This is a genomic window from Rhodospirillaceae bacterium (genome assembly GCA_018662005.1).
Classification (GTDB): domain Bacteria; phylum Pseudomonadota; class Alphaproteobacteria; order Rhodospirillales; family JABHCV01; genus JACNJU01.
In genome coordinates, this window is record JABJHA010000007.1 from 1 (window position 1) to 26330 (window position 26330).

Annotated in this window: 22 protein-coding genes; 14 read left to right on the plus strand and 8 right to left on the minus strand. The window is 51.6% G+C overall.

What is annotated here, in order from left to right; all coding sequences use genetic code 11:
* Positions 1 to 166: 166 nt before the first annotated feature.
* The 5 genes from HOL66_04115 to HOL66_04135 all read right to left on the minus strand — a co-directional run bounded on the left by HOL66_04115 (position 167) and on the right by HOL66_04135 (position 7321).
* On the minus strand, positions 167 to 403 hold the full coding sequence (locus HOL66_04115) for a hypothetical protein (protein MBT5243408.1): 237 nt from the start codon (positions 401 to 403) through the stop codon (positions 167 to 169).
* Positions 404 to 532: 129 nt separating this feature from the next.
* Entirely contained in the window at positions 533 to 934 is a 402-nt protein-coding gene (locus tag HOL66_04120) for a hypothetical protein (protein MBT5243409.1), read from the minus strand.
* A 261-nt stretch (positions 935 to 1195) separates the two neighbouring features.
* Complete coding sequence (locus tag HOL66_04125; protein MBT5243410.1) at positions 1196 to 2773, minus strand: hypothetical protein; 1578 nt, start codon at positions 2771 to 2773, stop codon at positions 1196 to 1198.
* Between the two features lie 550 nt (positions 2774 to 3323).
* Entirely contained in the window at positions 3324 to 5243 is a 1920-nt protein-coding gene (locus HOL66_04130; GenBank protein ID MBT5243411.1) for a PAS domain S-box protein, read from the minus strand.
* Between the two features lie 167 nt (positions 5244 to 5410).
* Positions 5411 to 7321 carry a PAS domain S-box protein gene (locus HOL66_04135; GenBank protein ID MBT5243412.1) on the minus strand — a complete coding sequence of 637 codons (1911 nt, stop codon included), beginning with the start codon at positions 7319 to 7321 and terminating at the stop codon, positions 5411 to 5413.
* Between the two features lie 398 nt (positions 7322 to 7719).
* Between HOL66_04135 and HOL66_04140 the strand changes: the two genes are divergently transcribed.
* Together HOL66_04140 and HOL66_04145 are read left to right on the plus strand one after the other, a co-directional pair.
* The gene (locus HOL66_04140) at positions 7720 to 8076 is read left to right on the plus strand and encodes a hypothetical protein (protein ID MBT5243413.1); all 357 of its coding nucleotides are present in this window, start codon (positions 7720 to 7722) and stop codon (positions 8074 to 8076) included.
* Positions 8076 to 8690 carry a class I SAM-dependent methyltransferase gene (locus HOL66_04145; protein ID MBT5243414.1) on the plus strand — a complete coding sequence of 205 codons (615 nt, stop codon included), beginning with the start codon at positions 8076 to 8078 and terminating at the stop codon, positions 8688 to 8690. The genes HOL66_04140 and HOL66_04145 overlap by 1 nt, the downstream gene beginning before the upstream one ends.
* Positions 8691 to 8745: 55 nt before the next feature.
* On the opposite strand, the gene HOL66_04150 is transcribed toward HOL66_04145, so the two are convergent.
* Both HOL66_04150 and HOL66_04155 read right to left on the minus strand, forming a co-directional pair.
* The gene (locus HOL66_04150; GenBank protein MBT5243415.1) at positions 8746 to 9288 is read right to left on the minus strand and encodes a rhodanese-like domain-containing protein; all 543 of its coding nucleotides are present in this window, start codon (positions 9286 to 9288) and stop codon (positions 8746 to 8748) included.
* 82 nt (positions 9289 to 9370) lie between these two features.
* A complete protein-coding gene (locus tag HOL66_04155) occupies positions 9371 to 9550 on the minus strand; it encodes a hypothetical protein (GenBank protein ID MBT5243416.1) in 180 nt (59 codons plus the stop codon).
* Between the two features lie 322 nt (positions 9551 to 9872).
* Between HOL66_04155 and HOL66_04160 the strand changes: the two genes are divergently transcribed.
* From HOL66_04160 to HOL66_04215, 12 genes are all read left to right on the plus strand, one after another.
* A complete protein-coding gene (locus HOL66_04160) occupies positions 9873 to 11213 on the plus strand; it encodes an NAD(P)/FAD-dependent oxidoreductase (protein MBT5243417.1) in 1341 nt (446 codons plus the stop codon).
* Between the two features lie 118 nt (positions 11214 to 11331).
* Entirely contained in the window at positions 11332 to 11967 is a 636-nt protein-coding gene (locus HOL66_04165) for a response regulator transcription factor (protein MBT5243418.1), read from the plus strand.
* Between the two features lie 138 nt (positions 11968 to 12105).
* A complete protein-coding gene (locus tag HOL66_04170; GenBank protein ID MBT5243419.1) occupies positions 12106 to 13044 on the plus strand; it encodes a phosphoribulokinase in 939 nt (312 codons plus the stop codon).
* A 29-nt stretch (positions 13045 to 13073) separates the two neighbouring features.
* On the plus strand, positions 13074 to 15056 hold the full coding sequence (gene tkt, locus HOL66_04175; protein MBT5243420.1) for a transketolase: 1983 nt from the start codon (positions 13074 to 13076) through the stop codon (positions 15054 to 15056).
* 23 nt (positions 15057 to 15079) lie between these two features.
* Positions 15080 to 16144: a fructose-bisphosphate aldolase class II gene (locus tag HOL66_04180; protein ID MBT5243421.1), complete on the plus strand. Its 1065-nt coding sequence runs from the start codon at positions 15080 to 15082 to the stop codon at positions 16142 to 16144.
* Positions 16145 to 16182: 38 nt separating this feature from the next.
* The gene (locus HOL66_04185; protein ID MBT5243422.1) at positions 16183 to 17562 is read left to right on the plus strand and encodes a ribulose-bisphosphate carboxylase; all 1380 of its coding nucleotides are present in this window, start codon (positions 16183 to 16185) and stop codon (positions 17560 to 17562) included.
* Positions 17563 to 17636: 74 nt separating this feature from the next.
* The gene (locus tag HOL66_04190; protein MBT5243423.1) at positions 17637 to 18452 is read left to right on the plus strand and encodes a CbbQ/NirQ/NorQ/GpvN family protein; all 816 of its coding nucleotides are present in this window, start codon (positions 17637 to 17639) and stop codon (positions 18450 to 18452) included.
* Between the two features lie 12 nt (positions 18453 to 18464).
* A complete protein-coding gene (locus tag HOL66_04195) occupies positions 18465 to 20723 on the plus strand; it encodes a VWA domain-containing protein (protein ID MBT5243424.1) in 2259 nt (752 codons plus the stop codon).
* A gap of 57 nt (positions 20724 to 20780) precedes the next feature.
* Complete coding sequence (locus HOL66_04200; GenBank protein MBT5243425.1) at positions 20781 to 21428, plus strand: ribulose-phosphate 3-epimerase; 648 nt, start codon at positions 20781 to 20783, stop codon at positions 21426 to 21428.
* Positions 21429 to 21431: 3 nt separating this feature from the next.
* Complete coding sequence (recQ, locus tag HOL66_04205; GenBank protein ID MBT5243426.1) at positions 21432 to 23225, plus strand: DNA helicase RecQ; 1794 nt, start codon at positions 21432 to 21434, stop codon at positions 23223 to 23225.
* 243 nt (positions 23226 to 23468) lie between these two features.
* The gene (locus HOL66_04210; GenBank protein ID MBT5243427.1) at positions 23469 to 24851 is read left to right on the plus strand and encodes a DASS family sodium-coupled anion symporter; all 1383 of its coding nucleotides are present in this window, start codon (positions 23469 to 23471) and stop codon (positions 24849 to 24851) included.
* 3 nt (positions 24852 to 24854) lie between these two features.
* The gene (locus HOL66_04215) at positions 24855 to 25823 is read left to right on the plus strand and encodes a universal stress protein (GenBank protein ID MBT5243428.1); all 969 of its coding nucleotides are present in this window, start codon (positions 24855 to 24857) and stop codon (positions 25821 to 25823) included.
* Positions 25824 to 25854: 31 nt separating this feature from the next.
* On the opposite strand, the gene HOL66_04220 is transcribed toward HOL66_04215, so the two are convergent.
* Positions 25855 to 26328: a universal stress protein gene (locus tag HOL66_04220; GenBank protein MBT5243429.1), complete on the minus strand. Its 474-nt coding sequence runs from the start codon at positions 26326 to 26328 to the stop codon at positions 25855 to 25857.
* Positions 26329 to 26330: the final 2 nt, after the last annotated feature.

Here is a 26330-nt window from a genome sequence, read left to right on the forward strand (position 1 = left end):
AGCATCGTCTTTGCATACTGCGTATGCTGTTTTTCTCAGTCTTTACAGTTGGATTTGTAGCGTAACAAATCAGCGTCTGCTTTAGGGTGGAATAACGGACAAAATTATAGGTCCGGTTATGACCCTTAGGAGACATTCTGAACGGCCCGCCCTATGGTGGTGTTGGTCAACTCCATCTATCGAAATCGCCTTTGTCTTTCGCTTCCTGTGTCTGCTTATCTCGTTCAGCTTGAGTGTTGTCTCGCACATCTTGATGGAGGCATTCTTGCTTTTTTTTATGTGCGGTATTAGTTTGCCAAATGAGAAACAAGGCAGCGCCAATCCCAATAAGCAGCATAGCTATAATTTTATGCATACGATGGAAACCACCCCCAGGTTTCAAACCACCTAAACAGCGATTCATCGTAAACTTCCGCTTTGGAGGGGTAAAGCGGAAGTAAGATTGGGCTGGTTTACTTCTGATTTTTACCCATTGCCGACATTTATTGGCTGCTTCGGACAATATGACGGATAAGGTTCCGATAAATCAGCTTTAGTCACATCCGATCCTCTCTATCATCCATCTTCTCGCCGAATCTTCGTTGAAGAAGACGTCGACCTGTAGTTTGAAGTCACTCATACCGGCCAAGCATTGGAACATACTGGCCGTCAAATCGTGATATTCGTGGGTCGTGAGGGCAGCGAAAACGGCGCTTTTGACACCCTGTCTTTTGAGGATGTCGATGATTCCCTGGAGACCCTCCAGGCTGATTCGATCTTCGAAATGCCGGATATCGATAATAATAAAGGCTTCGACGTCCTGGAAAATTTCCTCTACCTCTTCGAAAAAGGCGATCCAGCGCTGGTCGTCAACTGCTTCACTGACCGTAACATACAGGCAGGACTTATCTGCCAGTTCCTTCCATTCCCAGCTGAAATGATTTTCTACGGTCATCAACTCGGCCCTCTGATGGCACTTGTCACATCCTGCTAATGATAGAAACTTAACGCGTGACTTCCAACCAAAAACCGATTTCTCTCCGATATACTCGGTGAGTTGATGAATGTCCGCTCCTGGCTAATAACTGAAGTCAAAGCCCATGTGTTTAAACGTCTGCTTTAGGGTCGGATAACGGGCATAATTATAGCGGGTGTTTAGGTCCGGTTTTGACCCAATGCGGACAAATGAAAATGATTTATTGGGAGTTTAATACTGTCAGTCCCGTAGACCGGCCAACTTTAATTCCGATAATAGAGAGTTAAGAAATTCATCGTTTTTGTATGGTTGTCTTTTGGCAAATTCACCCAGGGAAAATGCTGGATCAATCAAATCGATTTCATTGACCAGATTGGACGCCATTTCCAAATTCTCCTTCTTTACGTGGAGGCTTGCCAACAGCACTCTCGACATCAAATCGCTAGAATTGCTAACTGATGCATCTTCTGCCGCAGCAACGGCATCGTCTAGGTTTCCTACACCTCGACAGACGGCGGCCAGTATATTTTTGAATAAAGGTGGGTGGATTGGTGAATACCTGATAGCTAATTTTATATGGTGAAGAGCCGTTTCCTGTTCTCCGCAATAATGCAATACATTAGCATAAAAACCATTGGCATGGGTGCAATTAGGGCGATTTGCAATTGCCTCGCGCCCTGCCGACAAGGCGTCGTCAAAACGACGATCTAAAAGATATACATGGCTAAGGACAGTATGGGCCTGGCCATCAGCATCCGCCATTTTGGAGGCACGTTCCGCCCAATAACGGGCCGACTTCATTGCCTCGTCTGGATTATCTGCCCAACCACGTTGAAAATCATACCAATGGGTTAAGGCAATCCAAGTTGGGCCGAGTGACAATTCAGGATGTAGGTCCTTCACTCTTTCAAAATAGCGACGGGCAGAAGCCAAAGCCTCGCCATTCATCTTGAAGAACTCGTTGATGCCACGGTAAAAGTTTTCCAACGATTTCAAATCACTTAGCGTCTTGTGCCAAACCCTGGCTGACTCACCCACGACAAGTTTTACGTTGATCGCGGTTAGAATTTTGGCTGTGATTTCGTCCAATACCTCGAAGGTATCTTCGGCAAGACGGTCATATTGATCCGACCAAATGATGTGTCCGGACTGGCAATCGGAAAGCTGTATCGAAATGCGAATATGGTCGCCAACCCGGCGTACGCTGCCTTCGAGGACATAGCGTACACCCATGTCATGAGCGGCCTCTTGAGCAGAACTCTCGCTAACGGCATTCGCGCTTCCTGCAGCAATCAGGAAAACACCCGAGACCTTTACCAGTGCATTTTGTATGTCAATTCTAAGACCATCCGCCAGATAACCTTGCTGGGGGTCATCGCTGAGGTTCTGGAACGGCAGTATGACGATTGAAGGCCTATCCGGCATCGGAAGGTTCTCGTCAGAATTTCCAAAACGGGGGCCGCTCGAACTTGGACCTGTATGATCGCCGCTATGCACTTGAGTATCAGGCATGAAACGAAAGCCGCGTCGTTGAACAGTTTTAATCAGGCGTTGGCTTTTGCCATCGTCGCCAAGCGCCTTCCGTGCTGCATTGATGCGCGTGGAAATTGATCCATCGGATACGATACGTCCTCCCCAGACGCCTTGAATAATATCGTCCCGAGACACTACCCGACCTGCATTTTCAGCCAAGTAGCGGATTAGGTCGAAAACCTGAGGTTCCAATGGCACAACGTTGCTTCCACGGCGCAGTTCCGCGATTGCAGTATCCAAGGTGAATTCATCAAATTGAATGAGCATGGATTGGAGTTCAGCCAAATTGAGCCTCAATTGAAAAATTAGCCATTACTAAAATATAGGGCTTCTTAAGGAAATCATAAGGCAATCTTTAAGCGGGCAGTTTTAATCACCCCTATCCTCGTGATCATCAAAGGCAAACTAAAACCTTCAAATGGAGAATGATCATGACAAACAATACAACTCACAAATTCATGAGCCCGAACGGAACGTTTAATACCAAGGCTGCCATACAGGCTGGTCATAACGCACGAACAGAAGGGCTCCGCATCCTTATTAGGGACGGCGCTGACTTTTTAAAGTCTATCCTGCACAAAAATCTTGCCAGAACTTCTTTGACGAAATTGAGAACCTGAGAGCGGTGTCTGAAAAGAAGTTGCGGATGCGTAGTCTTGCGTTATGCAAACTTTCGCTTCCGGTTAATAACGGAAGTCAAAGCCTGTGTGCTTAAACTTCTGCTTATACACCTCAAGCCGACACTACAGAACACCGTGGCAATACCTTCTGTGATGGGGGAGCATGTCAACATCAGCGTCTGCTTTAGGTCCGTTTATTACCCATAGCGGACGTTTCAGCCTACACGTTCTTTGGGAAAAATCAGCGTCACCGTAGTGCCATGACCCTTCGTACTTTTTACTTCCAAAGTGCCACCATGCAGTTCCATCAAGCCCTTGGTCAAAGGCAATCCCAAACCGGTGCCTTCGTGCTTGCGGTCAAGGCCGCTGTCCACCTGACCAAAAGCGCTCAAGGCCATGGACACTTCATCTTCATCCATACCAATACCTGTATCGGTAACGCTAACGTAAACTGAACCGTCATCATTCAAACACGCATCTAAGGAGATCTCCCCACCCTCTTGGGTAAATTTGACGGCATTGCTGAGTAAATTGAGAAAAGCTTGCTTTACTCTTCGCTCGTCCACGAAAATCAATGGGATTTCTTGATTGATGGAAGAGATGATAGTTATTTGTCCAGTGTCTGCCCGTGGCTTGATTATGCGAATAGAGGCATCAACAATTTGCGATAGGTTGACATTTTCTTCATGCAACTCCAGTGCATTTGCCTCTATAGCTGATACATCGAGAATGTCATTGATGAGTTCAAGAAGATGTTCTCCGGAAAAATGGATGTCATCCAGGTATTCACTATATTTATCATTGCCAATGGGTCCGAAGGTTTCATCTTTCATAGAACCGGAAAAACCAATAATAGCATTGAGTGGAGTGCGTAACTCGTGGCTCATGTTAGCCATCAGGTCAGATTTTGAGCGGTTGGCGACCTCTGCCTGTTCCTTGGCCTCCCGCATCTTGTTTTCCGTTTCTTTGCGATCAGAAATATCCGCGTGGATGGCTGAATAATGTGTGATGACACCATCTTTCGACTTTATCGGAGCAATCGTGATGTCCGCCCAGAAAACGCTGCCGTCCTTGCAGCGGTCCTCAATCTCACCCGACCAAATCTCGCCCGATTTGATGGTTCGCCATAACTCCCTGTAAAGGGCCTGAGGTGTATTACCAGATTGAATAATGCGCGGGGATTGCCCCAGAATTTCATGTGATGAATATCCCGTGACCTCGTAGAACATGGTGTTGGCATATTCAATAATGCCTTCGGTATTAGTGATGAACAACATATTTGGGCTTTGTTCGACGGTTTGAGACAGTTTGAGCAGTTCTTCACCCGCTCGCCGCCGTTCCGTGATATTACGAATGATGCTGGTGACGAACTTTTCGTCGCCTATGCTCCATTCGGATATTGTCAGTTCGATAGGGAATTTTGAGCCATCCTTTCGTAACGCCTCGACTTCTAAGCTCATGTTCCCAAGCTGTCTTTCTCCCTCGACCATGAAGCGCTCAAAGCCTTTTATGTGATCGTCACGAAAGTGTTCAGGTATAAGGACGGTCACAGGTTGACCGACGATTTCCGTTTCGTCGTATCCGAACATTTGCCGTGCCCCATTGTTCCACTGGACGATGAGGCCATTTTTGTTGGCTGAAATGATAGCGTCCTGTGCGGATTGAGCCACGGCCCGGAAGCGGGCCTCGCTTTCCTTCATTTGCTTGGTGCGGTCGGCGACTTCGATCTCAAGATTATCCCGTGCCAAGCGCAGTTTATCCTCAAACTGTTTGCGCGAAGCAATGAGGAGCGCCGTAATCCAGATGACTAATAAGGCCACTCCACGATTTGTGAGAACGACCCAAAGAACGCCTCCACTCGGAGATGCAAAGTAACCAACAATGGTTAGTGCAGATCCTAGAACGGCTAAAAGGTATATGTGCTGGCGCTTCGAATACCATATGCCCATCAAGATAAGCGCCACATAAGGCACCGCTCCTGCAACACCAAGGGGCAGTGACAAATCGAGTGCAAGGACAATCGCGGCCACAGCTACCGTAATAATGATTATTATAAATGGAGTCCTGACAACTGAAGGGATTTGACGTCTATTCACACCATTCCAATCGATGTTGAAATCCCGATCATCATTCATTTGTGGAATCGCTCCCATGCTAAAACTCTACGTCAGCATCTTCCGATATGCTTTTCTCGTCAATATGTCCTGATATGAAGGTCTGCTTTAGGGTCGTATAACGGACATAATTTTGGCGGGTGTTTAGGTCCGGTTATGACCTAAAGCGGACATTTAAAAATTTGGCGTTAGCGATCATCAGCCCTTTGGGTTGGGAACGTCACGGTCACAACCGTTCCCTTTTCGACACCGCTCTCAATATTTAATTTTCCATCGTGAGCTTCGACAAGGGACTTCACTATAGACAATCCAAGGCCCGTTCCTTTTTGGGTTATGTACGGGTCAGAATGCGTCTGAGAAAACGGATCAGTTACCGTTGACAGTCTGTCGGGGGGTATCCCAATACCGGTGTCACTCACCTTAATTGAAATTGATTTTTCCATTTCCAGTATGGAAACCGAAATAGTTCCACCCCGGTTTGTAAACTTGATGGCATTGGATAGAAGATTGAGAAAAATTTGGGTGAATGATCGCTTGTCGGCATATAGGGAAGGTGAATTTTCGGGAACGTCCAACGACAGCTTGATGTCTCTATCCTTGGCAGCTGGTTCGAAATTCCTGATGCAATCCCTCAGAATTTCACCGATAACGACATCCTCATTGATCATGGGACGCTTGCCGGCTTCAATTGCCGCAATATCCAGCATATCGTTAATCAGTTCCATCATATGTTCGCCACTCGTGTGTATGTCGTTCGCGTAAACTTCATAATTGTCGGCACCCAGCGGGCCAAAATACTGTGAGCGCAACATTTCGCTGAAACCCAGAATGGCATTCAAAGGTGTGCGGAACTCGTGACTCATGGTGGCAAGGAACTCTGACTTAGCCTGATTCGCACGTTCGGCATCGGCCAAAGCCGTTTGAAGTTGTTCCTCTGCCTTTTTGCGATCGGAAATATCGTGAATAACGGCGCTGAAATAGATTTTCCCTTTTGAATGCCATGCTCCAAGTGACAGTTCCAACGGAAACTCATGGCCATCTCTATGCAAGCCCTCTAATTCGACGGTCTTACCAACGATGCGGTAATCGCCGGTTTCGCACACCCTTTTCAAACCCGCCTCATGCGCCTCCCGGTAACGTTCTGGCATAAGGAGAGTCAGGGGCTGGTTGAGAATTTCGTTCTCAGCGTAGCCGAAGGCTTTTTCCGCTCCCGGGTTCCATGAAATGATACTTCCTTCTTCATCGATGGAAATGATCATTGCAACGTTGGCTGACAGGTAAATGGAGCGGAATTTCTCTTCGCTCTCTAGCAAGGCTGTTTCGATTTGTTTGCGATCAGTGATGTCCGTCGAAATTGCGCATGTTCCAAAAGGTTCATCATCCCCAATCCTGACGGGAAATTTCGTTGTTAAATATGTATGCCATTCGCCATTCTTGTGTTTGACAACTTCCTCTACCTTAATGGGAGCGTTGGATTTCATTGCCGCAAGGTCGTTCTTCCATAACTCATCAGCTACTTCTTTGGGAAAAATGTCGTACACGTTTTTACCGATGAAGTCCTCCGAAGGTGGTCCATCTAAAACATTAAATTGATTGTTAATCAGTAGGATATTTCCCACACGGTCCTTCATCGAAATTAATGAGGATGAGTTGTCAAGAATGGCCTGCAACTGCGCCCCTCTTTCTTGAATGGCCATTTGAGCCTGAACAAATTGATCGATGTCGGTGTGTACGCCTATGACCCTCAGAGGCTCGCCGGCCTCGTCCCTTTCAACGATATTGGCCCGTGCCATGATCCACATCCAGCTGCCATCCTTGCGGCGGAACCTGAACTTGGGATGATAGACCTGTGTGCGACCGGACATGAATTCTTCCACGTCTTTGCCCACTCGCTCAATATCGTCTGGATGAACCCGGCTGGCCCAGCTTTCGAAGTCCATTGGAAAGTCGCCGGGTTCGTACCCGGCCATGGTGTAATAGGATGGTTCGAAGATCACGACATTGGTGGAGACGTTCCAGTCGTAAACGCCGTCACCGATGGCTTCCATCGCATGTGCAAACCGATATTCATGACCGTTGGAAAATCCACCAGTGTTCATCGCAATCCTCACCAAAGTTATTGTAGGAATAAAACAGTAAATTCACCTTGATAAAGATCATTTCAAATTACAGATGTCTGCTCTTGGCTAATAACGGAAGTCAAAGCTTGTGTGTTTAAACTTCTGCTTATACACCTCAGGCAGACACTACCAACACCGTCGCAATGCCTTCTGCGACGAGGGACCATGTCAACATCAGCATTTGCCCGCTGGTGCTTTCAAGGATTGACGACGACGACAAAGAGAAACAGCAAAGATCACCATAATGAATCGTTGATCGCGTTGGTTTTGCACAAGTTTTGATGAGGTTGGTCACTTCCCCTCAGCCACCCCAATTTCCCAAACATCCCGGTTGCTGTACACTCATCCTAATCATTTGGATTGAGAGGTGAAGGCATATGGAACGCCGGGTTTATTTTATTTTTGGCGATGTGCTGGCCTGTATTGTCAGCGGCGCGGTTGCTGGCTGGTTGACGGGGTTTGTTGTGCCCGGTGACTGGTTTGCGCTGGTTGGCATGATCACCGGCATGGCAATCGGGATGCCGGTCGGGATGATCGGCGGCTATCTTTTCTCGCCCTTGTTTGGCGCCTTCGAGGTGATGTTGCCAGCCTCCTTAAGCGGCATGGTCGCCGGTATGGTCGTCGGCATGGGCCACACCATGGGTTCGACGGCTTTAAGCGGCGCTGTTATTGGCGTTGGCTGTCTGGTTTTCTGCTACCTTCTGCAGGCCAGGCTTGAGGGCGAGGTGTCCTGATGGCTGACAGCAAGACCCAGGCAAAATGGGACGCCGCCGCGGCCTCCTATGATCTGATGGCCAGCTTCGGGGTGGAGAAACGATGGAAGGCCGGGAAAGAGGCGTTCTTTTCAACAATGGATGGCAAAATTCTGTTTCTCGCCGTGGGGACAGGCCTTGATATCCAGTGCTTTCCTGCCGGAAAAGATATTACCGGCATCGATATCAGCCCGAAGATGCTGGATAAGGCCATGCCCCGGGTCGAAAACTACCCCGGCCAGATGACGGCCCGGCTGATGGATGTCCATGATATGGATTTCGAGGACAACACGTTTGATCAGGTTTTTACCTCGTGCACGTTTTGCTCGGTGCCTGATCCCGTCAAAGGCCTTGAGGGATTGAGAAGGGTGCTGAAACCCGGCGGCACTTTAAAAATGTTCGAGCACACCGGATCAAGGTGTTTTCCGTTCTCTGTCATGCTCGATCTGGTCAATCCGGTTTGCCGCCATCTTGGCCCGGACATCAACCGCGACACCGTCGCTAACGTTCGGACGGCAGGGTTCGAGGTCAACAAAGTGTTCAATGTTTTCCTCGATGTGGTCAAGTTCATTGAGGCAACGGCCCCGGCAGAATAAAAAAAAGGTCGCCCGGAAGGGCGACCTTTCTTCAACTGAGGTTTGGCTTTAAAGACTACATGGAACCTTCAACAACCGTCAGGCCGACGGATTCCCAACCCTGCATACCGTTGCGATAGTACAGAATTTTGGAAGCCGGATAGCCTTCACGCAGCATGGCGCGAATAGCGGACGGAGATTGCCCGCACCACAAGCCGTTGCAGAACAACAGAACCTGCTTGGCTTTGCCGCAATCCCACTTGGCGCCCTTGGTGCAGCCAAGTTCATTCAAGCGGTCGGCGACCTGGGTGAAAGGAATGTTGACGGCCCCGGGGATGGTGCCACGAACGTGCCATTCAACGGTACGGGCGTCGATGATCAGACCGCCAGCGTCGATGTACTTGACGACTTCAAGCTCACCAACGGTGGCGACACCGGGTGCGACTTCCATGGGCTGAATGCAAAACGGCGGGCATTTGCGCGACGTCTTGGCGAAGGACGGGTTGATGGTTGCGTTGTTGTCCTGGTTACGTTTGATTTCAATCTTGCCGTCAGCGGTATTGGCGCTAATGGACATGATTTCTTTGGTAATGCGAACGTTTTCAGCCTGCGCCAGCATCGGGGCGAGGGCAAACACGAGGGCAAGTGCCAGTAATTTTTTCAATTTAGATCTCCCTGTTGATTATGCGAAATGTGAGTGTTTAGCAGTCGTCTTCACCAAGCTCTTCTTCAGCCGGTGGAGTTTCTTGTTCATCCGATTGCGCAATCTGGATGAGCGGAACCTGTTGGGCATGGGCCTGATTGATTTGCCAAAGGGGCAGCGCCGCCCCTGCGAAGAAAGAGCAAAGAGCAAGGCAAATCAGTTGTTTTTTAATCGTCATTTACAAAGGTCCATTCGGTTTTCTTCGTGGGCAAATGGGCGCGGCCTCCTGTTGGTTGAAACGGGAGGCCCATCCCTAGTCATTATTTTGATAACACATTGATTTAGAACATAAAATATCATATTTTTTGTGGTGTATTTTTATATCCCCAAAAATTGACTCTGCTTTTTATTTAACAACATTGGTTTAAAAGCAGATCAATATATTATTACAAATTTTTTCTGTTTAATGGTGTTGGTGTGAGAATTTTGACCTCTTGCCGGGGCTTTCATCAAAGGGTATTGCTGTTAGGGAACGAACCCTGATCGATGTGGAAGTCCTTATGGCGAAATTGACGCGGCGTGATTTTGGAAAACTGACGGCAGCCGGAGTCGCCAGTGCGGGTGTGACCGGCGTTGCCGGGCCAGCGATGGGTGAGGGGACTCCACTGGCATCCCTAACGTCGATTGTTTCCAGGCCAGCCGACCTGCCAGCGCCGAGTGGTCACCGGGTGGTTGTCGTTGGTGGTGGCTGGTCGGGACTGACCATCGCCAAATACCTTAAAATTCATGGACCCGAACTTGATGTGGTGCTGGTCGAGCGCCGGGCGCTGTTTGTCTCCCACCCCATAAGCGGCCTGTGGCTGGCCGGGATGGTAAATCTGGAAGCGATCACGTTCAGTTATCTGGACGCCGCCGCCAACAATCAATACGCCTACCTGAATGCCTCGCTGATCGATCTGGACAGGGAGGCCAAGAAAATTTACACCGACCAGGGTTGGCTCTCCTATGACGATCTGGTGATTTGTCCGGGGGTCGATTACGACTATGCCTCCATTGGTGTTGAAGACCCGGCCCATGAACAGCTGCTGAAAACCCGTTATCCAGCCGGTTTCGTTTCAGCCTCCGAACACGTGACCCTTTACAACAAGGTCAGGGATTTCAAGGGCGGGGTGTTCGTGTTGACAGCGCCGCCAGGTATCTACCGTTGCTCGGCGACGCCTTACGAGCGGGCATGTTTGATGGCCTCTGTCTTCAAACGTGAAAACATCAAGGGCAAGATTGTGCTGATGGACTCCCGCGATGAACCTGCGGTGATGGCAGAAGGATTTCTTGCCGCCTTCAATGAACTCTACAGCGACTTCATCGAGTACATGCCTTCGAGCACGATTGTCGGCGTTGACCCGCAAACCCGTACCCTGTCGACGGATTTTGATGATGTAACGTTCGATGATGCCGCCATTTATCCCCGTATTCGTGGTGCTCGTCTTCTTGAGAACCTTGGCCTTGCAGACCCGAAAAGCGCCCAGAAGGAAGCGGCTATTGATCCGATGACCTATAATATTCTTGGCGAGGATCATGTTTATGCGGCCGGGGACTGCCGCCCGATGCCGTTTTCAAAAAGCGGCGGCACCGCCAGTTCCGAAGGTGTTTACCTTGCCAAGCTGATTGCCGCCCGGGTCAGGGGAGAAAGCGTGCCCTGGGAAAGCCCTCATACGCTCTGCTATTCAATGGTAAATGCAAACCCGGCCGAAGCCATCATGGTTGATGGCAAGTATCGCTTCGATAAGACGACAAGCCAGTGGGCGCACTTTGAAAACGTCGCCAACAACGAGCGGGACGAGGCTAAAGGACGCAAGGCTTTCGAGTGGGCGGAGGAACATTTCCGCGATATGTTCGGATAAAACCAACCTACCCGTAAGTATTGAGTTGTAAAAATTCCCCGCACCAGATATGTAAATAACGGGTAGGGAGCCTACCCGTTCAGTGAACGTGAAATTTCAAATCCAGGGCATTGCGGGAATGACCTCACCCGATAGCAATACCATCGACATTGTCGTTGCTGACAAGTCCCCGCTGATTCAGGGTGGGCTTGCAACCTTGTTGGATGGTGATGATCGCTTCGCCCTGATTGCGACGGCGGCTGACGGCGAGCGTTTCCTTGAAGCCATCGAGCGGATGAAGTTCGATATCGGCATCATCGGCTGGGATATGCCCTATCTTGATGGCCGTGGCGTCCTCAAAAAAATGGCTGAATCCCCTGGCCCAACGCCCAGAATTATCGTTTATACAGGAAATGCCGCGCCCGATGTTCCCCGTCAGGTGATGCAGCTTGGCGGCGCTGGTTTTTGTCAAAAAAGCGAAAGCCCCGAAAGCCTGATCGAAACCATCCTTGCTGTTTCGGAAGGCCGCATGGTGTTCCCGTTTATGGATATGAGTAAGCCCGGAACCGATCCATTCGGGCTGTTGACGGGCCGCGAACAGGAATTGCTGATCGCCTTGTCAGAAGGTCACACAAACATTCAGATTGCCAGCGAACTGGGTATTTCCCTGAACACCGTCAAATTTCATTTGAAAAATCTGTATGGCAAATTGAGTGTCAAAAACCGGGCCCAGGCTGTCGCCTGTTATTTGCGCGCCCACAAACCTGAATATTAACCCGGCCCAAAGTAGGGGGTAGGTAACCACCCGAAAGAGTTTTAACCACCCCCCTAGGGGGTGTTCTCAATAGTCCTTAAAGCCAGCATGATCCCAATGCTAAAGGAACTTTGTTTTAATCCGGATTTCGCAAAAATGATGCCGTTCAAGAACGTAGATCGCCCGATTATTTTAGGCATCGTCGGCGATTCAGCCAGTGGCAAGACCACTTTGTCTGACGGCATCGCCAATATTCTGGGCCCGGACAAGGTGGTTACGATCTGTACCGACGATTACCACTGTTACGACCGCGCAGAGCGGGCGGGGAACGGTCTTTCCGCCCTAAATCCGCAAAGCAATTATATCGATATCCTTGAGCAGCACGTCCAGCAGCTTAAAAGTGGCAAGCCGATCCTTAAGCCCCATTACAATCACACCACGGGAAGCCTCGAGCGGCCTGTTTATGTTGAGCCCCGCGAATTCATTATTATGGAAGGGCTGCTTGGTTATTCGACCCGTTCCATGCGTGATGCCTACGACGTCAAGGTTTATACCGAACCCAATGAAGAGCTCCGCATAAAATGGAAAACCCGTCGCGATTGTATGGAACGCGGCTATAGCGAGGCCGCTGTCAGGAAATCCTTGTCCAAGCGCAACACCGACAGGGAAGAATTCGTGCAGCCACAACGCACCTTTGCCGACATGGTTGTCAGCTTCTACGCCCCTGAAGAGCGGGCAGAGGAAACCGGCGCCCACTTGAATGTCCGCCACACCCTGCGCCCGACATTGCCCCACCCGGACTTGTCACCGATTCTGGAAGCCGGGGCAAAAAAGGGCCTGCGCCTTGAATTGGCCCGCGATATTGACGGAAAGCCCGTCGATGTTCTGGAAATCGCAGGCAATGTTGATGATGAGCGGGCAAGCGCAATGGAAAATCTGCTGTGGGATTTGATACCCGAGGCCCAGCACTTAAGACAACACGTCGGCACTTTCACGGATGAAAAAAATATCCAAACTCTTAGCCATCCACTGGCCCTGTCGCAATTGATGATCACGTATCATGTCGTCAAAGCGGCTCTTGGCCATCACGCCATTTAATATTTAACGCCAAAGGGAGACTTTCTAAAATGACCGCTACCCACAAACAAATGGCCAATGCCATCCGATTTCTTTCCGTCGATGCGGTGCAAGCCGCAAAGTCCGGGCATCCCGGTATGCCCATGGGGATGGCCGATGTCGCCACGGTGTTGTTCAGCAATTTTTTGAAATTCGATCCCAAGGCCTCGAACTGGCAAGACCGCGACCGTTTCGTGTTGTCGGCCGGGCACGGTTCCATGTTGATGTATTCGCTGCTCTACCTCGCCGGATACAAAGTCAACATCAAGGATATCAAGAGTTTCCGCCAACTGGGCGCCAAGACTGCGGGTCATCCCGAATATGGTCATATTGATGGCGTTGAAACCACGACCGGTCCGCTCGGTCAGGGTATCACCACGGCTGTTGGCATGGCGCTGGCTGAAAAGATGTTGGCCGAACGTCACGGTAAACGGGCTGTCGACCATTACACCTACACCATCGTCGGTGACGGTTGTTTGATGGAAGGGATCAGTCAGGAAGCCATTTCCATGGCCGGTCACCTGAAACTGAACAAGCTGGTTGTGCTATGGGATGACAATGAAATTTGCATCGATGGCAACACCAACCTGACCACCTCTGACGATCAGTGCAAACGCTTCGAGGCTTCTGGCTGGGACACCCAGGCTATTGACGGTCATGACCCCGCAGCTATCAAGCGCGCCATCGCCAAGGCGCAGAAATCAGGCAAGCCGTCGCTGATCGCCTGCAAGACGATCATTGGTTTCGGTGCGCCGACAAAGGCCGGTAGCCACTCCACACACGGCGCGCCATTGGGCGATGAAGAAATCGCGGGTATGCGGGCTGACCTGAAATGGCCGCACGCGCCGTTCGTCATTCCCAAAGACATTCTTGATGCCTGGCGTTCTGTTTGCGCACGTGGCGCTGGTGAGCGCAAGAAATGGGAAAAGCGGACCTCCAAGATGAAAAATGCTGCCGCATTCAAGCGCGCCGCCAAAGGTGCTCTGCCCGCTGGTTGGGAAAAGAAGCTTGATGCGTTCAAGGCCCAGATGGCCAAGGACAAACCGAAACTGGCGACCCGTCAATCTTCGGGCAAGGTGCTGGAAGTTCTGACAGAGGCGATCCCCGCAATGATCGGTGGCTCCGCCGATTTGACCGGATCGGTTAACACCAAAACCTCGTCAACAGCTTCGGTCACCAACAGCAACTTCAAGGGCCGCTATATTCATTACGGTGTGCGTGAGCACGCCATGGGTGCGGTCATGAACGGCCTCGCCCTGCATGGCGGTTTCATTCCCTATTCGGGTACCTTCGCCGTCTTTGCCGATTACATGAAAGGTGCGATGCGCCTATCGGCCCTGATGGGACAACGGGTTGTTTATGTCCTGACCCATGACTCTATCGGTCTGGGCGAAGATGGTCCGACCCACCAGCCGGTGGAAACACTGGCCATGTTGCGCGCCTTGCCTAACTTCAACGTCTTCCGCCCCTGTGATGTGGTTGAAACGGCTGAATGCTGGCAGATCGCCCTGCAATCACAAAACACACCTTCGGGCATGGTCCTCACACGTCAGGGATTGGCTCCGCAACGGACAACCCACAAGAAGACAAACATGTGCGCCAAAGGTGCGTACGTTCTGTCTGAAGCCAAAGGTGGCGACGCCAAACGCAAGGTGACATTGCTTGCTACGGGTTCGGAAGTTGAAATCGCCATGGCTGCACGCGATATGTTGCAGAAGGATGATGTGCCGACGGCGGTTGTATCCATGCCGTGCTGGGAACTGTTTGATGGTCAAAGCGCCGCTTATCGGGAAAAGGTTCTGGGTCCGAAAGCGGTACGTATTGGCATTGAAGCAGCTGTCAGCTTTGGTTGGGACAGGTATCTGGGCGCTAATGGCGGCTTTGTCGGCATGACCGGCTTTGGTGCTTCTGCTCCGGCCCCCGAACTGTACAAATCCTTCGGCATCACTGCCGATAATGTTGTCGCCGAAGCAAAAGCCCGGCTGAAAAAGTAATTTTTTTAAGAGGAGACTAAAAAATGGCTCTCGTATCAATGCGTCAGCTTCTCGATCACGCAGCGGAAAACGGCTACGGCCTGCCTGCGTTTAACGTCAATAACATGGAACAGGTCAAGGCGATCATGGAGGCTGCCGACGCAACCAGCAGTCCGGTCATCCTGCAGGGTTCCGCCGGTGCCCGTAAATACGCCGGTGAACCTTTCCTGCGTCACCTGATCCTGGCCGCCATCGAAGCCTATCCCCACATCCCGGTTTGTATGCACCAGGATCACGGTACCAGCCCGGCAGTTTGCCAGCGTTCCATTCAGTCGGGCTTTTCATCGGTGATGATGGATGGCTCACTGGAAGCCGATGGCAAGACCCCTTCGTCTTTTGAATATAATGTGGAAACCACCCGCACCGTTGTCGAAATGGCGCACGCTTGCGGCGTTTCGGTTGAAGGTGAACTGGGTTGCTTAGGCAGTCTTGAGACCGGTGAAGGTGAAGCCGAAGACGGTGTCGGTGCCGAAGGCAAGCTAGAGATGGATCAACTTTTGACCGATCCGGATGAAGCCGCGGAATTTGTTTCCAAAACCCATGTTGATGCCCTGGCCATCGCCATTGGCACCAGCCACGGCGCCTACAAGTTCACCCGCCCGCCGACCGGCGACATTCTCGCCATCGACCGGGTCAAGGAAATCCATGCCCGTATCCCCAACACCCATCTGGTCATGCACGGTTCAAGCGCCGTGCCGCAGGACTGGTTGAAAACCATCAACGAATTTGGTGGTGAAATGGGCGAAACATACGGCGTTCCCGTTGAGGAAGTCGTCGAAGGAATCAAACACGGCGTTCGTAAGGTCAATATCGATACGGATCTGCGCATGGCCTCCACCGGTTCCATCCGCCGTCATTTAGATGGCAACAAATCGAATTTCGATCCCCGCAAGTTCCTGGCCGAAGCCACCAAAGGCATGACCGAAATTTGCAAGGCTCGTTACGAAGCTTTTGGCACTGCTGGCAATGCAGAGAAGATCAATGCCCAGTCGCTGGAAGTTATGTTTGCACGTTATGAATCTGGTGAGCTTGACCCGAAGGTCAACTAAGTCGCCACTAATATAAGAAAGTTAAAGGACCAATAAAAATGGATCAATCAGGACGTTACGCAGATCTTAGTCTCAATGAAGACGATCTGATCAAGGAAGGTAAGCACATTTTGGTTGCTTACATTATGAAACAGAAATCGGGCTATGGTTATTTGGAAGCCGCCGCCCACTTCGCCGCTGAAAGTTCGACGGGCACCAATGTCGAAGTCTCGACAACCGACGATTTCACCAAGGGCGTCGATGCGCTGGTTTACGAAATCGACGAAGCCAAGGAGATCATGAAGATCGCCTATCCGGTCGACCTGTTCGATCGCAACATCATTGACGGGCGGATGATGATCGTGTCTTTCCTGACCCTGGTCATCGGTAACAACCAAGGCATGGGCGATATCGAATACGCCAAAATTCATGATTTCTGGGTGCCGCCGCGTGTGATTCAGTTGTTCGACGGCCCGTCCAAGGATATTTCCGACATGTGGCGGGTTCTTGGCCGCCCGGTGGAAAACGGTGGCTATATCGCTGGCACCATCATCAAGCCGAAACTGGGCCTGCGCCCCAAGCCTTTTGCCGAAGCTGCTTATCAGTTCTGGCTCGGCGGTGACTTCATCAAGAATGACGAACCGCAGGGCAATCAGGTGTTTGCCCCAATGAAGGAAGTCATGCCGTTGGTCTATGACTCAATGAAGCGGGCTATGGACGAAACCGGCGAGGCCAAACTGTTCTCTGCCAACATCACCGCGGACGATCATCACGAAATGATCGCCCGTGGCGAATTTGTCCTGGAAACCTTTGGTCCCGATGCAGACAAGGTAGCCTTCCTTGTCGATGGTTACGTCGGCGGACCGGGCATGGTGACAACGGCGCGGCGTAATTTCGCCGGTCAGTACCTGCACTATCACCGTGCCGGTCACGGCGCCGTCACGTCGCCCTCGGCGATGCGCGGCTACACCGCCTTCGTGCTGGCCAAAATGTCACGCCTGCAAGGTGCTTCGGGTATTCACGTCGGCACCATGGGCTACGGCAAGATGGAAGGCGAACAGGACGACCGCATCATCGCCTATATGATTGAACGCGACAGCGCCGACGGCCCGTTCTATCACCAGGAATGGGATGGCATGAAACCGACGACACCGATCATTTCCGGTGGCATGAACGCCCTGCGTCTGCCCGGTTTCTTCGAGAATCTGGGTCACGGCAATGTCATCAACACCTCTGGTGGTGGTTCTTACGGTCACATCGACAGCCCGGCTGCGGGTGCCGTGTCTCTGCGTCAGGCTTACGAATGCTGGATGGCTGGCGCCGATCCTATCGAATGGGCGAAGGAGCATCAGGAATTTGCCCGCGCTTTTGAAAGCTTCCCCGGGGATGCCGATCAAATCTTCCCCGGTTGGCGGGACAAACTGGGCGTCCACAAGTAAGGACGCTGCAGTGAGAAAGGCCAGAGCTGGGGGGCTCTGGCCTTTTTTCTTTAACAAGAAAATCGGTTATCAGTATGAGCAAACAAACAAACCCAATTGATCAATACATCATTTCCGATGAGCCCTTTTATCAATCCATCGGTGATGAGGTTGGTCTTTATCAGGCGGCATACGCAGAACGGCTGCCGGTGATGATCAAAGGACCGACGGGAAGTGGCAAGTCGCGCTTCATCGAATACATGGCGTGGAAACTGGAAAGGCCCTTGATCACTGTTGCCTGTAATGAAGATATGACGGCCTCTGACCTGGTCGGTCGTTATCTGCTCGATGCCGATGGCACCCGCTGGCTCGACGGGCCGCTGACGGTGGCGGCGCGTCATGGTGCGATTTGTTATCTTGATGAAGTGGTCGAGGCGCGTCAGGACACCACAGTTGTCATTCATCCGTTGACCGATCACCGCCGCGAACTGCCTCTGGACAAGAAGGGTGAGTTAATCAAGGCCCATAAAGATTTTCAATTGGTGATCTCCTATAACCCCGGCTATCAGAGCCTGATGAAAGACCTGAAGCAATCGACCAAACAACGTTTTTCCGCGCTGTCTTTTGAATACGCCTCGCCGGATCTAGAAGCGCATATCATTGCCACCGAAACCGGCTGTGATGAGGTCCTCGCAGCCAAGCTGGTTCAGGTCGGCGCTGCCGCAAGAAACCTGAAAGGCCATGGCCTGGACGAGGGTATCTCGACCCGTTTGCTGGTCTATGCGGCGCGTCTTATCGCACAAGACATTAATCCTGTCGCAGCTTGTCGTATGGCGCTGGTTGAACCGATTACGGATGATGTGGATATTCGTTCAACCCTGAACCACGCCATCGACGCCGTCTTTACTTAAACAGGACACCAGATGCGTATCAGCGAAGACGCACTCGCAGAATACCGGGATCAACTATCTTGCAGTTTTAGCGAGCTTGATGACGTCTTTGCCGCCTGCATGGAAAACGCCTGCGTTAAACTTAGCGATCGCGGTGTTAAAGATTATCTTTCCGGCGGTTCGTTGATCGGCGGTATCGGGCGCGGGGTCGAACCCGTCCTGGTGTATCTGGAAGAAATGCCCGAAGTGGCGGCGAAGTTGGGGGAGGGGGTGTTGTCGCTGGTTTCAGAGACTGTCTGGACGATTTCCCGAACACCTAACGGTCAGGCGATTCCGCCGTTTCTCAATACCATTGCCGAAGCAGCCCGTAGGCTAGGCTCGCTTGAGCATTTGTGCCGTTACATCGATATCATTCTCGACATGATGGACCGTTCGACCGGATCCATACACGGCCATCACGACACCATTCCCAGCCCGGCCTTACCGACTTTGTTAAACCAGATACCGTATTTGCTGGGCCAGTTATCGCTGATCGGATTGAACAACTGGATCGATTACGGTGTCCGCGCTTACGCAAATCATCCCGAACGCCAGCAGGACTATTTTTCCCTGCAATCGGCTGATAGCCGCGCCATTTTGCAGCGCGAACGTCACGGCACCTTGTTTACCGATCACGAACGCAATCTTGATTTATACATGAAGGCGTTGTGGGACGAGAAAACCTACTTCATTCCGTACTCCACCGGCTTCGACGAATTGCGCAAGCCGCGGCCCTATTTTGATGAACTGGGTATTCGGGTGCCGGATGTTTATGACGCAATCAACGATGTAAACGGTATTGACCGGTACCGGGCCTTGCTTGCCCATATCGCCGCACACCACCGTTGGTCCGAGGCGATCTTTGCCGACAACTTCAGCCCGTTTCAACGCTACGCGGTCGAGGTGCTTGAGGACTGTCGTGTTGAGGCGCTGGCAATGCAGGAATTCCCGGGCTTAAGGCATCTGTTCAAGGCCCTGCATCCCAGGCCCATTGAGGGCGACTGTGACCCAGACCGGGAGTCCTGCATTCGTCATCGTATGGCCATGCTGTCATACGCCACCCTCGACCCTGATCATGGCTACGACAATGAGGACATTTGCGATTTCGTTCAGCGCTTTCACGAGATGCTGAAAACGGGCGAGGGATCGACCCAGGAAACATCAATGCTGGCGGTCAAGTTTGTCGCCCGCACGCGATTGCAATCCGATCAGTCCGCCGACATGTATTTTACGGATACGGATGTCGATTACCGTGATGATAACCGGCACATGTGGAAATTCTTCGAGCTTGGCGACGAAGAGGAAATGTTCGACGAGCATGATAACGACCCTACGGAAGAGGCCGAAGAAGAACAGGGCCTGCCGCCGCGCCATTATCCGGAATGGGATTACGCGACAAAAACCTACAGGCCCGATTGGGTCAGTCTGTATGAAAGTCTGCATCCAGCGGGCGATAGCAATGTGATAGACGGGCTGCTTGAAAAGCACGCCTCGCTTGCCAAGCGCCTAAAGCAAATGCTCGACCTTCTGAAGCCACAACAATACGTGCGCGTTCGCTATCAGGAAGAGGGCAGTGAGCTTGATCTTGACGTCGCCATTCGTTCCCTGATTGATTTCAAATCCGGGGCGACGCCTGACCCGCGTATCAACATGAGCCATCGCCATGATGGTCGCGATATCGCCGTCATGTTGTTGCTCGATCTTTCAGAGTCGGTCGCCCAAGTTCCTGAAGGATGCAGCCAGAGCATCCTGGAGCTCGCCCAAGAAGCCGTCGCTTTGCTGGGTTGGGCAATTGAGAACCTGGGTGACAGTTTCGCCATCGCCGGTTTTTCATCCAATACCCGCCACCAGGTGCGCTACCAGCACATCAAGGGCTTTAGCGAAAGCTGGAACAACGACGTCAAAGGCCGTCTGGCCGCCATGGAAGCAGGATACTCCACCCGCATGGGGGCGGCTTTACGTCACGGCGCGCACTATCTGGGCACCCGGCAGGCTGACAAGAAGTTGTTGCTGGTCCTGACCGATGGCGAGCCTTCCGATATCGATGTCGACGATGATCGTCAGCTCATTGAAGATGCCCATAAAGCGGTGCAGGAACTTGATCAGCAAGGCATCTACACCTACTGCATCAATCTTGACCCACAAGCCGACTCTTACGTTCAGGATGTCTTTGGCCAACGTTACACCGTTATTGACCGGGTCGAACGGCTGCCTGAAAAACTGCCGCAACTGTTCATGTCTTTAACCAAATAGACATGACGAGCCAAAACCTTTACCAACTTAAAAACAAAGACTCGAAGGAAAAAAATCATGACCGTCAAAATCGCCCCCAGTATCCTTTCCGCCGATTTCGCCCGCTTAGGGGAGGAAGTCAAAGCCATCGATGAAGCCGGTTGCGACTACATCCACATTGACGTCATGGACGGCCACTTCGTACCGAACCTGACGTTCGGTCCGCCGGTCATCAAATGCATTCGTTCTTGGACCGACAAGCCTTTCGATGTTCACCTGATGATTGACCCTGCACAGGTCTATCTTGAAGAATATGCCGCCGCCGGCGCCGATATCATCACTGTCCATGCAGAGGCCGACAAGCACCTGGACCGCAGTTTGCAGGTGATCAAGGGGCTGGGTAAAAAGTGCGGTGTTTCTCTTAACCCATCGACCCCTGAATCCGTCCTCGAATATGTTATCGACCAACTTGATATGGTTTTGGTGATGTCCGTTAATCCCGGCTTCGGTGGCCAGAGTTTTCTTTCGTCCCAGCTCGACAAAATCAGCAGGATTAAAGCGATGATTGGTGAGCGGCCCATAGACCTGATGGTCGATGGCGGTGTCAATTCCGACACCATCAAGTCCGTCGTTGACGCTGGCGCCAACGCCGTCGTGGCCGGTAGCGCTGTTTTCAAAGGCGATGATTACAAAGCGACCATCAACGCCTTGCACGACGCTCTTTAAAACATGAATTCACCCGAAGACGTTCTGCAAGGCATTTTCGGGTTCGATGATTTCCGCCCCGGTCAGAAGGAAATCATCGATCACCTGATGGCCGGGCAGAGCACACTCGCCGTCATGCCTACCGGGGCTGGCAAATCCATGTGCTTTCAGGTTCCGGCGCTGTTGTCTGAACATCTGACGATCATTGTCTCGCCGTTAGTGGCGCTAATGGATGATCAGGTTGCCGGTCTTAGGGATAATGGGGTCCCGGCAGCCTGTATTCATTCAGGGCTTTCCCGTGAAGATCAGGTGGCGGCCTGGTTACGTGTAAAAAGCGGCGATTGTCGGCTGCTTTATCTGTCGCCGGAGCGCCTTATGACCGAACGTATGCTGGCGGCGCTGGCGAAGTTGACGATTTTTATGTTCGTTATCGACGAGGCCCACTGCATTTCCAAATGGGGGGTCAGTTTCAGGCCGGAATACGACCAGCTTACAAGGCTGGGCGGTTTATTTCCGGGGACCACCTTCGCCGCCTTTACCGCGACAGCCGACAGGGCGACGCGCGAAGACATTGCGGCCAAGCTGTTTCGCAACAACGGCCGTATCATTGTCCATGGCTTTGATCGACCCAATTTGCGCCTTGGCGTCGCCGAAAAGAGCAATTGGAAAGCACAATTGTCGGCGTTTCTTGAGGATAAGACGGGTCAGTCGGGCATTGTTTATTGCCTGTCGCGGAAATATACCGAAGAAGTGGCGACTTACCTGAACGACAAGGGAATTAGTGCGCTTCCCTATCACGCCGGGTTGGATGCGCAACTGCGCAAAGTCAATCAGGATCGTTTTATGAGCGAGGAGGGGACCGTGATGGTCGCGACCATCGCCTTCGGTATGGGCATCGACAAGCCCGACATCCGCTATGTTTGCCACCTGAACCTGCCGGGCAGCCTTGAGGCCTATTATCAGGAAATCGGTCGGGCTGGTCGCGATGGGGAACTCGCCGAAACACTGATGTTGTTCGGTCTCGATGATATTCGGATGCGCCGCCTTTTCATAACCGAGGATGGCGAGGACGATGGTCACAAATTGCGTGAGCACAAAAGGCTTGATGCCCTGATGGCTTACGCAGAAGCCACAGCTTGCCGTCGTAGAGCCTTGCTTGCCTACTTTGATGAAATGATTGAACCGTGTGGCAATTGTGATAACTGCCTCAATCCACCAACGGTTATTGACGGCACGACACAGGCCCGCCTGATGATGGCGGCGATCATTCAGACCGGGCAGTATTTTGGCGCTGGCCATATCAATGATGTACTGCGCGGCGCCGACAATCAGAAAATTCGCGACAAAGGCCACAACCGGTTGACCACCTACGGTACCGGTAAGGATTATTCCAAAAAGTACTGGCAAGGCTTTATGCGTCAGGCCGTTGCCGGTGGTTATCTTTCGATCAATGTCGAAAAATATGGCCGTCTGGAAATCACAGCGCGGGGACAGGCCGTGATAGAGGACAACGAAGCTTTTCTGTTTAAGGAAATTAGCGAGGCTCCCTTGAAAAGCTCGAAGCCATCACGAAGCAAGGCCGTACAGGCGCTTTCGGATCAGGATGCCGGGGTGTTTTCGGACGTCAAGGCGTTGCGTCTTAAACTTGCCAAACAGAATAACGTTCCCGCCTATGTCGTTTTTTCCGATGCCACCTTGATCGACATGGTTGCCAAACGCCCGGCAACCCGTGAGGAGATGCTGGGCGTCAGCGGTGTCGGCCCGAGCAAGCTGGAAAAGTATGGCGATCTTTTCCTTGAGGCACTTTCTGGCGCATAGTATTGAAATTAAAGGTTATATCTAATATAACTTATATTCGATAATTGCTCATTCCACGAATTTTGGGAAATTATTTTGTTACGCCCGCATTTCAGCAGGGATTCTGCACGTAAGCTTATAAAGCTCCGCCAACTGAGAGTTTCGGCGGGATTTTCCTCCGCTCAAATTCGCCATGGAGCGGAGGTTGTTGGTACCCAATTAAATCTTGTCTACTTTTGGGATAAAAAGTGGTTTTTCATCGCCATGATCGTTGGCACCTTGATGCTGCACATGCCGCTTCCTGAAGGTTTGAGCCATGAAGGATTGGTGGTGCTGACAATGTCGGTGGTGGCGACAATCCTGTTCGTCACTGAACCGGTACCGCTGCCGACGGTGGCGCTGCTGATCATCTGTGCCCAGGTGTTGTTGTTGAGAATGGATTCGACGGAAGTCGCCAAAAGCCTGATGACGGATTCCGTCTTGTTCATCATGGGCTCGCTGATGCTGGCTGTGGCCGTGGTCAAACAAAAGCTCGATAAACGCATCGCCTGGTGGCTTGTTCGCATCACGGGTACCAGAACATCAAACATCTGTTTTGGCATTTCAATGACCTCTGGCTTGCTGGCGTCGTTTATTGGTGAACATACGGTTGCGGCGATGATGTTGCCGGTTGGCATTACCCTGATCACCCTGACATCCGACGATCCCAGGAAAGTTAGAAACCTTGCTGCGGTGTTGTTGTTTTCTATTGCCTACGGTGCGTCAATCGCCGGTATTGGAACGCCTTCCGGCGGTGCCCGGAATGCCATTATGATTGGTTACTGGAAAGAATTCTTCTTCGATCCGACAAACCCGGAAAGCTACCATTTCATCATCGACTACATGAAGTGGATGATGTTCGCCTATCCGATATTCCTGCTGCAGTTGCCGTTCGTGACATTGGTCCTGTTTATGACCTTCAAGCCCGAATACAAAGATTTATCCCGCGCCGTTGTCAAACTGCGGGCCCAGGTGGAAGCCGAAGGGGCCATGAAGCGCGGTGACTGGATGTCGATCTTTCTGTTCTGCCTGGTCCTGATCGGCTGGGTCACCATTTCAAGCGATATCGGCATGGGCACAGTCGCCATTCTTGGCGCTGCTGCCTTTTTGATTGCCGGTTTGGTGCGCTGGGATGACATCAATTCCGGTGTTAACTGGGGTGTTGTCCTGCTTTACGCAGCGGCGATCTCGCTTGGCGTTGAAATGAAACATTCGGGTGCCGCCCTTTGGGTTGCCGAGCATTTTCTTGATCTTCTGGCGCCGTTGGGTGCCGACGAAGGGTTTGGCTTGTGGGCGGCGGTTTCTGCATTGACGACGCTGGTTACCAACACCATGTCAAATGGAGCAGCCGTGGCGGTTCTGGGGCCTATCGTGCTGAAGATGGCGGTCGCGGCGCAGGAAAGTCCTATTGTTATCGGTTTTATTACCGCTATTTCCTCTGCCTTTGCCTATTTGACGGTGGTTGGTACGCCAGCCTGTACGATTGTTTATGCCTCGGGTTATTTAAAAACCACAGATTTTCTAATTGTGGGCTGGAAAATGGTTGTGATCTCGACCATCATCATGCTTGTAGCGGCCTCAGTGTATTGGCCCCTGTTGGGAGTTTAGGTCATGACCGATATTACCGAGCCGATGACCGAACAGCAATCGCGGCAAGACCGTTTCAGGATTCTTGTCTGTATTGACGGTTCCGATGAATCCTATCAAACCATGCGTTACGCAGCAAAACTGGGCAGCGGTGTCGATGCGGATATCGTCTTGCTGTATGTGCGCCCCATCGATCAGGGGTTGCGTTCGGGCGGCCTGCAGGTGCGGGTAGCACGCGAAAACATGCTCGACTGGGGATTAGAACTCCCGGGCATCAAATATCTTAAAAAGGGCTTTGATATCCTTAAAGAGATGGGTGTCGCTGATGAAAACTGGCACGAGCATTCATACCATTCGGGTGTTGAGGGTGATCCCCTGGGCGATAATAAGATCGAATACATCAACGATGCCGGCAAAGTGATTGTCCTCAAACTTAAAGTCGCAACCGACATTGCCACCGGTATATTGGAGCAATGGGAACTGGGACCCTATGACATCATCATTTTGGGCGCGTCCGGGCGCTGGCGTGGAATGGTCAAAAGCATGTGGGATCCGGCGGTTGCTGAAAAAGTCGCCGTTCACGCCCCGTGTTCCGTGCTGGTGGCGCGTGGGATCGATGTCGGTCATGGTCACCTGATTTGCACCGACGGCTCTGAAAAAGCCATGGATACCGTACGCAAGGATGCCTATCTGGCAAGCCGTTGTGAATGTCCGGTTTCATTGATATCGGTGGCCCTGGACGTGGAAAGTGAAGGCGAGGCGAAAACCCATGTCGAGGCGGCCCGCAAGGAACTGGAAAAGATGGAGATTGATGTCGAGAACACGCTCACCTGTGTCGGCAATCCGGTCGATGAAATCGTCGAGGCCGGTCCTGATTATTCGGTGATCGTTGTATCGGACAGTTCAAAGAAAGGGCTGAAGCGCTTTTTCATGGGAAGCGTAGCGTTCAAGGTTCTGCAGGAAGCCTTTACCTCGGTGATGGTGGTAAGATAGCGCAACCTGCGTTCACTTAATGCAGTTTGATCTATGTAATCGCTTCGATTTCTTCGTCGCTGAGGCTACCGGGAACAACGGTGACGGGAATTCTCAAACGACCGGCCATCTTCTGCACAAGGTAAGAAACAAGTGGGCCCGGGCCTTCCGATCCGGTGGCTGCACCCAGAACCAGTAGTGAAATATCCAGTTCTTCTTCGATTAATTCCATCAGCTGTTCGTACATGATGCCTTCGCGGATATAAACCAGCGGCATTTTCCCGGTGCGTTTCTGGACAATGGCGGAAATGACGCTCAGCAGTTCTTCTGCCTCCTGACGTCTTTCTTCGCGCATCAGATCGCCAACCGTCGCCCAATGCTGGAATTCGGCAGGCTCAATAACGTACAGCAGCGACACCCGTCCACCGACGCGCTTGGCACGTGCGCACGAGAAACGCAGTGCCTGTGAAAGCTCTTCGCTCTCATCGACAACGCACAGGAAGGTAAATTCTTTTTCTTCGCTCATGT